The sequence below is a fragment of the Streptomyces sp. NPDC006879 genome (assembly GCF_042869595.1).
GTDB lineage: Bacteria > Actinomycetota > Actinomycetes > Streptomycetales > Streptomycetaceae > Streptomyces.
Genome location: NZ_JBIAGC010000103.1, coordinates 1 through 1,469 on the forward strand (window position 1 = coordinate 1; position 1,469 = coordinate 1,469).

General features: G+C 67.9%; 2 protein-coding genes. Both read left to right on the plus strand.

Features of this window, described 5'->3' with window-relative positions:
* Positions 1-185 precede the first annotated feature (185 nt).
* Positions 186-431 (plus strand): hypothetical protein, encoded by a 246-nt coding sequence (locus ACFYMC_RS29715; RefSeq protein WP_388531250.1) that lies wholly within the window; start codon positions 186-188, stop codon positions 429-431.
* Positions 432-623: 192 nt separating this feature from the next.
* Complete coding sequence (locus ACFYMC_RS29720) at positions 624-1,064, plus strand: SRPBCC family protein (RefSeq protein ID WP_388531253.1); 441 nt, start codon at positions 624-626, stop codon at positions 1,062-1,064.
* Positions 1,065-1,469: the final 405 nt, after the last annotated feature.

Genomic DNA, 1,469 nt, shown 5'->3' on the forward strand with positions numbered 1-1,469 from the left:
CAGACGAAGGCCGCTCTCAGGACCGGCAAACCCCCAGGTGAGTGACCCCCGTACGAGACGCCGTTCGAGACCAAAAGAAAAAGAACAAGCTTAGGTAGAGCTAATTCAGGCTAACCAAGGCTAGATCCTGCCGGGTGTTCCAGCAGGAGAGCCGCTGACCAGCGGCTCTCCTGGACGTTCCGTTGGTGGTCTTCATCTTCGTCACGTACTACATCGCGATCGCGAGCGCCGCCTACGTCGTGGAGATCGCCTTCGGGCCCCTCGGCCTCATCCCGGACCAGAGCAGCGCACACATCCCGGACCAGGGGGTTTCCTGGGACTACACCACGTGGCTCAACATCCTCTTCCTGCTGCTGGCGGCTGCCCTGGTCGTACGGTTCTTCCGCACCGGCGGTGCCGGCATGCTGCGGGCGATGGGCGGGGCGCCCTGATCCGAGCCGCGACCTGCCGCGCGTCAGCACGACCAGAGCGCCGACCGGCGCCAAGCGGCCCAAGCCGGCGCGCCCGATCGAGCGCCATGTGGGCACCCTGCGCGGGTAGCCGACCCCGGGCGGTTAGCCATCAGATCGGTCCCCGTGTCGGCCGTGCATGCCGGGTCGACTCCGCGAACAGGAAGGCCTGCAGTGACATCACAGGTCCAAGAGTCCATCGAGGTCAACGTTCCGGTCCGTGCCGCCTACCAGCAGTGGACACAGTTTGAGACCTTCCCCCAGTTCATGGAGGGGGTGGAACGCATCGAGCAGCGCACCGACACGCTCACCCACTGGGTCACCAGGATCGGCGGGGTGGAGCGCGAGTTCGACGCGGAGATCACCGAGCGGGTGCTCGACGAGCGCGTGGCCTGGGTGACGGTGGAGGGCCAGGCCGAACAGTCGGGCGTCGTCACCTTCCATCCCCTCGCCCCGGGCAAGACCGAGATCACCTTGCGGATGGACTTCGACCCGGAGGGGCTCACCGATGCCGTCACCACCACTGGCCATGGCTCCATCGACCACCAGGTCAGCGGTGACCTGCAACGGTTCAAACGGTTCATCGAGGAACAGGGCGCCCAGAGCCGCGTCTGAGGACGAGCCTGGCGGGCCGTGCGGGCCGGTCCGGCACTCCGCCCGGCCGGTCTCCGGACGGCGCATGCGCGGATGAGCATCCTGCGGTTGCTGGCGTCCGCGGGTGGGATCCGCCCGCCCGCACCCGTCGCAGACGAGCGGCGCATTCGCCACCACGGCCCCGCCCGGTAGCAAGCGGGACCCGCGATATGGAGCCATGGACGGCGCCGGTCACCATGCGCCCACCGCATTTGGTGCGGCGCATGGTCGAAACCAGACCCCGTCCGCAGAGCGTTCGTCCAGGGCCGGCACCGCGAGCCCGACGGACGAACCCCCGTTATGTTTTCTGCGGTTCCGCAATGGGGCCGCTGGCCTCTGGGCCCGGCATGGCTGTGTCCCCCTGTCGAAGGCATGACCTGGGGGGTG